Genomic DNA, 9,393 nt, shown 5'->3' with positions numbered 1-9,393 from the left:
CCCGTCTTTCCCGTCTTTCCCGTCTTTCCCGTCTTTCCCGTCTTCCAACTACCTTCGCCCCGTGATGAAATTAACTGCGGAACAGGAAGCCATTATCCGTTCAAAAGGTGATATTAAGGTAAATGCAGTAGCGGGCTCGGGAAAAACAACCACCATTATTGAGTATGCCCGTACCCGGCCTGCCGGGTCGCGGATATTGTACCTGGCATTTAACAAAACCGTGAAACTGGAAGCGGCCCGGCGCTTTGCCGCACTGGGCCTGGATAATGTGCGGGTGGAAACGGCCCACTCGCTTGCTTACCGCCACGTTGTTTTCCAGCACGGCTACGAGGTAAGGCAGCAGGGTTACCGCACCAACGAAATTGCTACCCTGCTGGGATTGCAGGGCAATGGGGAAAAACATGCCGAGTTCATTGTGGCCAACCACATCAACAAGTTCATCACCTATTTCTGCAACAGCCGTGCTTCGCGGGTACAGGAACTCAACTACCTCGATGTGGTGAGCGATTCCACGGCAAGGACCTTTGTCAAAAATGTTTACCCCTACATCGAGCAGCAAACCCGCCAACTGCTGGCCCGCATGGACCGTGGCGATATTGCCATCACCCACGACTTTTACCTGAAGAAATTCCAACTGGGTAACCCGCGCCTGCCCTTCGACTTTATTCTGTTTGACGAAGCCCAGGATGCATCGGCGGCCATGCTCGACATCTTTCTGAAACAACCTGCCACCAAGGTGATTGTGGGCGATACCCACCAGCAGATATATGGCTGGCGTTATGCCGTCAACTCGCTGGAGCAGGCCGATTTTACCACCCTGCACCTGTCCAAATCTTTCCGCTTTGGCGAAGACATTGCCGCCCTTGCCCGTGCGGTGCTGGGCTGGAAAGCCCATATAACCGATAAAGTGCCCGAGGTGGAACTGGAAGGTTTAGGCAAAACAAAAACGCAGAAAACAAAGGCCGTCATTGCCCGCAGCAACCTGGGCCTGCTGCTCAAGGCCATCGAAGCCGTAACCGCCGAAAAGCCGGTAAAGCATATCCATTTTGAAGGCAATTTCAACTCCTACACCTATGCCGATGAGGGGGCATCGCTGTACGATGTGCTGCACCTGTACAACGGCAAAAAGCAGTATGTACGCGACCCGCTGCTGCAAAGCATGGGCAGCCTCACCGAGCTGGAAGATTATGTGGAGAAAACCGAAGATGCCCAGCTGGGTATGATGCTGGAAATAGTAAAGCAGTACGAGAACGATATTCCCGGCCTGCTGCAAACCATCCGCGACAAACATGTAGGCAACGAGGATAAGGCCAAGGCCGACCTGGTATTTTCTACCGTGCACCGCTGCAAGGGCATGGAATACGATGTGGTGGAGCTGGCCCCCGATTTCCTGAATGAAAAAAAGCTGAAGCAAGTAGTGGAGGAAGAAACCAACAACGACCTGGACCGCGGCCGCCTCAACGAGGAGATCAACCTGCTATACGTGGCCATCACCCGTGCCCGCAACCACCTGAAGCTGGTAGAGAACCTGGTACCCAAAGATTTTCCCCCTTCAGCACATATTAGCTTGCTGCCGCCTTCCTGGCAGGCCGAAAGGAAGAAGGAACAGCAGGAAGACCAATCCAAATACAACCGTAGTGCCGCCAAGCAAAAAGCAGCACCACGGGAACGCACCGTCAACCGGGGCCGCCGCTACCAATCGTGGACGGCGGAAACCGATGAAGAACTGACCCGCCTGGTAGCATCAGGCGCAACCCTCGACGATATGGAACGACTGCTCGAACGCAGCCGTGGTGATGTGGCAACAAGGATACGGAAATTGGGGCTTTGGGAATAAGAGCAGGTTGCAGGGCACAAGCTGCAGGTTGCAAGCTGTAAGCTACAAGCCACAAGCTGCAAGCCCCGCCGCCCTCCTACCATTCACTATTCACCATTCACTATTCACCACTCATTACTCATCACTCATCATGCCCTCCCTCCCCAAAGTAGAACTCCACCTCCACCTCGACTGTTCGCTGACTTATAAGGTAGTACAGCAGCTGGCGCCCCAAATTACGTATGAACAATACCGGGAGTCGTTTATTGCCCCGCCCAAGTGCACCGACCTGGCTGATTATATCACCCGTGCCATCAGGGGTTTTGAGTTGATGCAAACAAAGGAACAGCTGCGGCTGGTAACCCTCGACCTGATGGAACAACTGCAAGCCGACCATGTGCTGTATGCCGAAATACGGTATGCACCGCTTCAGCATGTGTACGAGGGCCTGCAGCCCGAAGAAGTGGTGCAGGCGGTAAATGAAGCCGTACTGGAAGGCATGACGCAAACTGGTGTGCAGGCAGGCATGATCTTGTGTACCCTGCGTCATTATACCGGGGAGCAAAGCCTGCAAACCGTGAAGCTGGTGGAACACTTCAAAGGCAGCCCGGTTGTGGGCTTCGACATTGCCGCCGACGAAGCGGGCTTTCCCATCACCAACCACATCGCGGCTTTCCAATATGCCCGTAAAAAAGGTATTCCTTGTACCGCACATGCCGGTGAGGCCCGCGGTGCCGACTCAGTTTGGGAAACCCTGAACCATTTTCATCCAAGTCGTATTGGCCATGGGGTGCGCAGCGTGGAAGACCCCGCACTTTTACAACACCTCAAAGCACATAATATCCACCTGGAAGTTTGTCCCACCAGCAATGTACAAACCAACGTGGTGGACCGCATCGAAAATCACCCTGCCGACCGCCTTTACAAAGCCGGCGTTTCCATGAGCATCAATACCGATGCCCGCACCATATCGGATACTACCTTGGAAAAAGAGTATCAGATCATGCAACAGCAGTTTGGCTGGGAAAAAGCCCATTTCTTGAAATGCAACCTGGAAGCGATTGAGCATAGCTTTGCACCCGAAGCGGTCAAAGCCACTGTCAAAAAAAAATTGCTGGCAGGCTTTTCCGCAGCCATATGATAACAGCCCTTCCTCCAGGATTCTATTATCACGCTAAACCTATGTACACCAAATGAAGAATATACTCTTGTTATCCATGGCAGTGTTGTATGCCATCATATCGCATGCACAACATACCCTCACCCTATCCATAAAGAATGGCAAAGAGCGAACGCCCCTTGCCGGTGCTACCGCAACCATCAGCCTTCTGAACAGGACAACCATTGCCGATAGCCTAGGCATCGTCACTTTTGCAAACATTCCAGCAGGCGCTTATGCAATCAAGGTTTCCTTTGTCGGCCTATCGGAACAGGAACTTACTGTAACCGTGCCGCAACCCAATAATGCAGCAATTGAAGTTCTATTGGAAGAAGGCGAAGAAGCGGAAGAAGAAGTGGTGGTGAGCGCCACCCGCATCAGCCGGACCATTGCCAATATACCTACCCGTGTAGAAGTGATCTCCGGCGAAGAGCTGACCGAAAAAAGCAACATGAAGCCCGGTGATATCAGGATGATGCTGAACGAAAGCACCGGGATACAGACCCAGCAAACTTCTGCTACTTCCTTTAATGCAGGTATCCGGATACAGGGTTTGGAAGGCCGCTATACACAACTGCTGAAAGACGGCTACCCTTTGTATGCCGGGTTTTCTGGCGGCCTGTCCATACTCCAAATTGCACCCCTCGACCTGCGGCAGGTGGAAGTAATTAAAGGCGCGGCATCTACCCTTTATGGTGGCGGGGCAATTGCCGGTTTGGTGAACCTGGTTTCCAAAACACCGGGTGCAGCAAAGGAACTGAGTTTTCTTGCCAACGGCACCACGGCTGGCGGCCTCGACCTGAGTGGCTTTTACAGCGAGCGTTATGGCAAGGCAGGACTGACCCTTTTTGCATCAAGGAACAGCAACAGCCCTTTTGACCCTGCCGGTATCGGGTTGACCGCCATTCCGAAGTTTGAGCGCTACACCATCAACCCCAGGTTGTTTTTATATGGCACAAACACCACCGCGGATTTTGGCGTGACCTATATTACCGAAGACCGTACAGGGGGCAGCATCAATTATATCAAGAACAATGGCTCCGGTTTCTTTGAAAAGAACAACACAGACCGCTTCACGACGCAGCTGGGTATTGCACACCAACTCAGTGAACAGGCTGCCCTGCAGTTCAAAAACAGTTACAGCCGCTTTGACCGGGTTATTACCGTTCCAACCTATACATTCGATGCCTTGCAGCAATCGTCCTTTTCAGAACTTACATGGAACAGGAACGGGCAAAAGGCGGATTGGGTAATAGGCGTTAATGTACTCACCGATGACCTGGCCGAGCAAGGCCAGACGGCATATCCGAAAAGAGATTACCACTACAATACTTATGGTTTATTCATCCAAAATGCATGGACCATTTCCAAACATTTTGTTTTGGAAACCGGCCTGCGCGGCGACTATGTAAACGAGTTTGGTTTTGAGCTCTTGCCAAGGGCATCGGCAATGATCAGGGTATCGCCCAAAATCACCACCCGTTTTGGCGGCGGCTTTGGATACAAGGCACCCACCATTTTTACAGAAGAAGCGGAAAGAATACAGTTTCAAAACCTGCTGCCCATAGCCCTTAACCATTCCAGGAATGAACGCTCGGTAGGTGGCAACTGGGATATTAACTACCGCACCAACCTTGGCGGACTGGGTTTCAGCCTGAACCATTTGTTCTTTTACACCCGGTTGAACCATCCCCTGGTATTGGTAGGCGCTCCGGGCGGCAAAGTGCAGTTCCAAAATTCACCTGGTTACCTGAATACAAAAGGCATGGAAACCAACCTGCGGTTAACCTATGGTGCTTTTAAGTTGTTTGTCGGATACACCTATACAGATGCCCAGACCCATTTTGCCAGCACTAAAGAATACCTGCCGCTGACAGCCAAACACCGGCTCAATAATGTTTTGATGTACGAGGTGGAAGACAAGTTAAAACTAGGCCTCGAAGCCTACCATTTCAGCAAGCAAAAATTAAATGACGGCAGCTTTGGCAAGCCTTACTGGATAACAGGTTTGATGATTGAAAAATTGTGGGAGCGGTACTCCCTGTTTGTCAATTTCGAAAACTTCAGCAATACCCGGCAGTCAAGGTTTGACTCCATTTTTACTGGCACCATCAACAACCCGGTATTCAGGGATATCTATGCGCCGGTGGAAGGATTTGTAGTCAATGGCGGAATAAAGGTAAAATTGTAGCAGTTGCACCAAGAGCAGCCCAAAGAATAAGCTATACCCGCCCCATGGATACTACAAGCTTTGTAAAAAAACGCTTTTTCTACTGGCGGTTGGCCATGCGCAAAATACAACGCTGACTTTTCGCGTTCGATCTGGAACAAGGGTCTTAAATTGTAAGAGCCAATAGAAAGGCACACCATGCGGTACTGGGTAATCTTGCTTTTGTTTTGTTTGACAGGTTTTCGTGCAGCGGCCCTTCATGGCAAAGGCGGCATGATCACGTACCGCTACCTGGGTGTTGGCGCCACACCCGGCACCTCGCGCTACGAGGTAAAAGCCACCCACTATATCGATTGCAACGGCGTGCAGTTTATCGAGGCCAATGTGTACCTGGGCATTTTTGATGGCGCAACCAATGCGCTTTTACGCACCGTTACTATTCCCAAAAGCACCCAAACAAACATCCAGAAAGTCGATTTCGGCTGTATTACACCGGCACCTAGGGTATGCTTTGTGGAAGCCACCTATGTGCAGGCCATAGAAGTAGAGGACCGCCCCGGCGGTTATATCATTGCCGAGCAGGAATGCTGCCGCATCAATGGCATCATCAACCTGCAAAACTCGGGCAGCTACGGCAGCACCAATTCCAACACCATTCCGGGTATTATCAACGGCATAGACTACCACATCAATGCAAGCCCGCAGTTTGCCCCCCGCGATACCGCGGTGATCTGTTTTAATGCCCCTTTTATGCTCGACTTCAGCGCCGCCGACCCCGACGGCGACTCGCTGGTATATACCTTCTGTTCTGCCAAATCGGGTGGCACCTCGGGCAACAGGCAGCCCAACCCACCAGTGGCACCACCTTACAACGATGTGGTATATAGCAGCGAGTACAGTGGGGGTGCCCCGCTGGGCCCCGATGTTACCATTGATCCGCAAACAGGTATCATCTCGGGCATTGCACCGCCTACTACCGGCAAATACATCGTATCGGTTTGTGCAATGGAATACCGTAACGGCGTGCTGATAGCCACCACCAAAAAAGAGGTACAGGTAGAGGTGGCCAACTGTAATCTTTCGGCAGCCCAGCTGAAAAAAGAATACATCAATTGCGACAGCTTTGAATTCATGTTTGAAAACGAATTGCTCACCAGCAATATCGTTTCCTGGACCTGGGATTTTGGCGTTGCCGGCACCGATGCCGATACCTCCTCGAACCCCCAGCCTTATTTTACTTATCCCGATACGGGCCGTTACGTGGTAAAACTTAAAGTGGCTACCGCCAACGGCTGTACCGACAGTACATCGGCACCGGTGGCGGTATACCCCGGCTTTAGGGCAGGTTTTACGGTAGGCGGCAGCTGCTTCCAGATACCCTTCAGTTTTACCGATACCAGTACCACACCCTACGGCAGGGTAAACAGCTGGCGTTGGCGCATCAGCCCCGATAGCAGTTACACGGTGCCCAGCTTTAACCACAAGTTTGCGCAGCAGGGCACGTATACGGCTTCCCTCATTGTGGGTACCACCCTCGGCTGCCTTGATACGGTAACCCGGCAGGTAGTCGCTTCCAATAGGCCCGAGTTGTCGCTGGCCTTCCGCGATACGCTGATCTGCGCTATTGACACCCTGCAATTGCGGGCACTGGGACAGGGTAGTTTCAGCTGGCGTCCCAATGAAAGGATGATGGATGCCAATACCGCAACGCCCAGGGTTTTCCCTACCGATACCACCAGTTATATCGTTACGCTTAACCAAAGCGGGTGCGTGGCTTCCGATACGGTAAGGGTAAATGTACTGCCTGCTATCAGCGTCAGCCTGCCTGCCGATACCACTATCTGCCAGGGCGACAGTATCCGGCTGCGGCCAAACAGCCTGGCACTGGGTTACCAATGGACACCTGCGGCAGGGCTGGACAGCTCCCGAATCAAGTTTCCAGTGGCTGCACCCAACACCACGACAACCTACCGCTTATTGGCCAACCTGGGCAATTGCCAGGCACAGGCTACCACCACCGTTCGGGTGGTACCCTACCCCATTGCCCAGGTCAGCGCCGATACCCTTATCTGTTACGGCACAACGGCGCAGCTGCGGGGCAATATTGTTGGCGCGGCTTTTACCTGGTCGCCGGCAACAAGCCTGCAAAATGCCAATACCCTTAACCCCATTGCCAGTCCTGCCGCCACGACGGCTTATGTACTTACAGCCACCGACAATAGGGGCTGTCCCAAACCTGTAAGTGATACGGTGATCGTGCAGGTGGCGCCCCGCATTTTTGCCCAGGCCGGCAACGACACGGTGGTGGTAGCCAGGCAACCCTTGCAACTGCAGGCTTCCGGCGGCGAGCGGTACAGCTGGTACCCGCCCATTGGCCTCAACGATCCGCTTATTGCCAACCCGGTGGCTACCCTCGATGGCACCACCGATGTCCTTACCTATTATGTTTCTGTGTCGCAAGGCATCTGTACCGCAGTGGATAGTGTGCGGGTGCTGGTGTATAAAACAGGTGCCGACATCCTGGTACCTACGGCCTTTACCCCAAACGGCGATGGACGCAATGATATCATGCGTCCCATCCTGCTGGGCATGAAATCGCTTGACCGCTTCCAGGTATTCAACCGCTGGGGACAACTGGTATATGAAACCAGGACCGGCGGACAGGGATGGGACGGTCGCATCAACGGGGTGCTGCAGGCCACCGGCAGTTATGTATTTATTGCCAGCGGTACCAGTTTCGACAACCGCATCATCCAGCGCAAAGGCAGTTTTGTGTTGGTACGATAAAACAAAGGCAGCCGGTGGGCTGCCTTTGTTTTATCTAGTGCTTATACACGGGTAATATTCTTTGCGCTTATGCTCAGGCAATTTTAATGGGCACTTTGCCACCACTTTTTACGGCGGCAAAGATGGCGTCAATCACCTTCATATCCTTCACCCCTTCTGCCCCATCCACCGGCACAATGGGCTGTTTGCCTTCAAAGATCAGTTCGGCCATGCCATCCATCTGGAGGGTTTGGTGCATGGGGTGCGGCAGGGCCAGCTCGCCCTTGTGGGTGCGGCCCTTGATGGGGCCATAGCCACTTGCCGGCTGCAGATCGGCAAAGCCTTTTTCGCCATTGATAAAGAAGCGATCAAGGTTGTTCATGTTATAGGTAGAAAGACAGGAGCCTATGATGCCGCTTGGAAAACCCAGCTGGAAGGTGATGGTTTCATCTACACCCGGCTTGAACTTTTGCGGGTCGGTCTTTACTTCCTGTGCGGTTACCCAGATAGGTTCTTCACCAGTCATATAGCGGGCGGCATTAATAGAGTAAATTCCGATGTCCATCATGGCACCGCCACCGGCCAGCTTCGGGTCGAGCCGCCACTGGTTGGGGTTGCCAATGCGGAAACCCGACTGTCCCTGGAAATAAAGCAGTTTACCCAGCTCGCCTTCTTTACGCATCCGGATGATTTCAACGGTATTGGGCTCAAAGTGTAAGCGGTAACCAATCAGGAGCTTAACCCCGGCGGCTTTACAGGCGTCTACCATTTCCTGCCCCTCCTTTGCATTGATCGCCATTGGCTTTTCGCAGATCACGTGCTTGCCGGCCTTTGCTACCCGCAGGGTTTGCGGATGGTGCAAGGCGTTGGGTGTAATGATATACACCGCGTCGATGTTGGGGTTGTTCTTGATATTGTCGAAGTTCTCGTAGTTGTAGCAGTTGGCGGCAGGGATATTCCACTTCTGCTGCCATTCGGTAACCTTGGAAGGCGTACCACTGATCAGGCCAACCAGCTTGGCACGTTTGCAATCTTTCATGGCTTCTGCTACCCGTGCACCATAACTGCCCAGGCCCATTATGGCTACCCGCAACACTGGGCCATCAGCCACTTCAGCACAACTGGTAAGCGAGCTGATGATGGGTGCACTTTGAAGGGACAGCAATGGAATGCCAATTGCGGAGCGGGTAACATTTTGCAGGAAAGCACGTCGGGTGTTCATATAGCGTAGTAGGGGTTTGTGTTGGTAAAGTAGCTTAAATATAAAAAGGAAATGGAATGCGGGATGCAAGAAAAGAGGGCCAGCATTGCGCGGAGTTTTGATCACCGGCATACGTGTTGAATGAAATCAATTCATTTAGGGATAGAAAGCACCCCCATAGCAGGATCAAGATAAGTTTTTTCGGGTACCGCAATTTTGTTCGCATCCCTTTACCTATATCCCATAAAATCAAAGTGAAGCCAATAACTATTGCAAGCGAT

General features: G+C 52.4%; 5 protein-coding genes. 4 read left to right on the top strand and 1 reads right to left on the bottom strand.

What is annotated here, in order from left to right; genetic code table 11:
• From BUE76_RS09015 to BUE76_RS09000, 4 genes are all read left to right on the top strand, one after another.
• Positions 1-1,837 (top strand): UvrD-helicase domain-containing protein (locus BUE76_RS09015; RefSeq protein ID WP_317043378.1); only part of this gene is annotated, 1,837 nt, incomplete at its 5' end.
• 130 nt (positions 1,838-1,967) lie between these two features.
• The gene (add, locus tag BUE76_RS09010) at positions 1,968-2,957 is read left to right on the top strand and encodes an adenosine deaminase (RefSeq protein ID WP_073042496.1); all 990 of its coding nucleotides are present in this window, start codon (positions 1,968-1,970) and stop codon (positions 2,955-2,957) included.
• Positions 2,958-3,009: 52 nt separating this feature from the next.
• Complete coding sequence (locus tag BUE76_RS09005; RefSeq protein ID WP_073042498.1) at positions 3,010-5,166, top strand: TonB-dependent receptor; 2,157 nt, start codon at positions 3,010-3,012, stop codon at positions 5,164-5,166.
• A 210-nt stretch (positions 5,167-5,376) separates the two neighbouring features.
• Complete coding sequence (locus BUE76_RS09000) at positions 5,377-7,932, top strand: PKD domain-containing protein (protein WP_158069943.1); 2,556 nt, start codon at positions 5,377-5,379, stop codon at positions 7,930-7,932.
• 73 nt (positions 7,933-8,005) lie between these two features.
• Here the strand turns inward: BUE76_RS09000 and BUE76_RS08995 are convergent, their stop codons facing one another.
• The gene (locus BUE76_RS08995; protein WP_073042502.1) at positions 8,006-9,133 is read right to left on the bottom strand and encodes a Gfo/Idh/MocA family protein; all 1,128 of its coding nucleotides are present in this window, start codon (positions 9,131-9,133) and stop codon (positions 8,006-8,008) included.
• Positions 9,134-9,393 lie beyond the last annotated feature (260 nt).

The sequence above is a fragment of the Cnuella takakiae genome (genome assembly GCF_001953305.1).
GTDB lineage: Bacteria > Bacteroidota > Bacteroidia > Chitinophagales > Chitinophagaceae > Flavisolibacter > Flavisolibacter takakiae.
The sequence above is the reverse complement of the archived record's forward strand: the minus strand, read 5'-3'. Positions and strand labels throughout refer to the sequence as shown.

Coding starts and splice junctions, on each gene's coding strand:
- BUE76_RS09005 (WP_073042498.1), top strand. CDS start 3,010: ATGAAGAATATACTCTTGTTATCCATGGCAGTGTTGTATGCCATCATA.
- BUE76_RS08995 (WP_073042502.1), bottom strand. CDS start 9,133: ATGAACACCCGACGTGCTTTCCTGCAAAATGTTACCCGCTCCGCAATT.
- add (WP_073042496.1), top strand. CDS start 1,968: ATGCCCTCCCTCCCCAAAGTAGAACTCCACCTCCACCTCGACTGTTCG.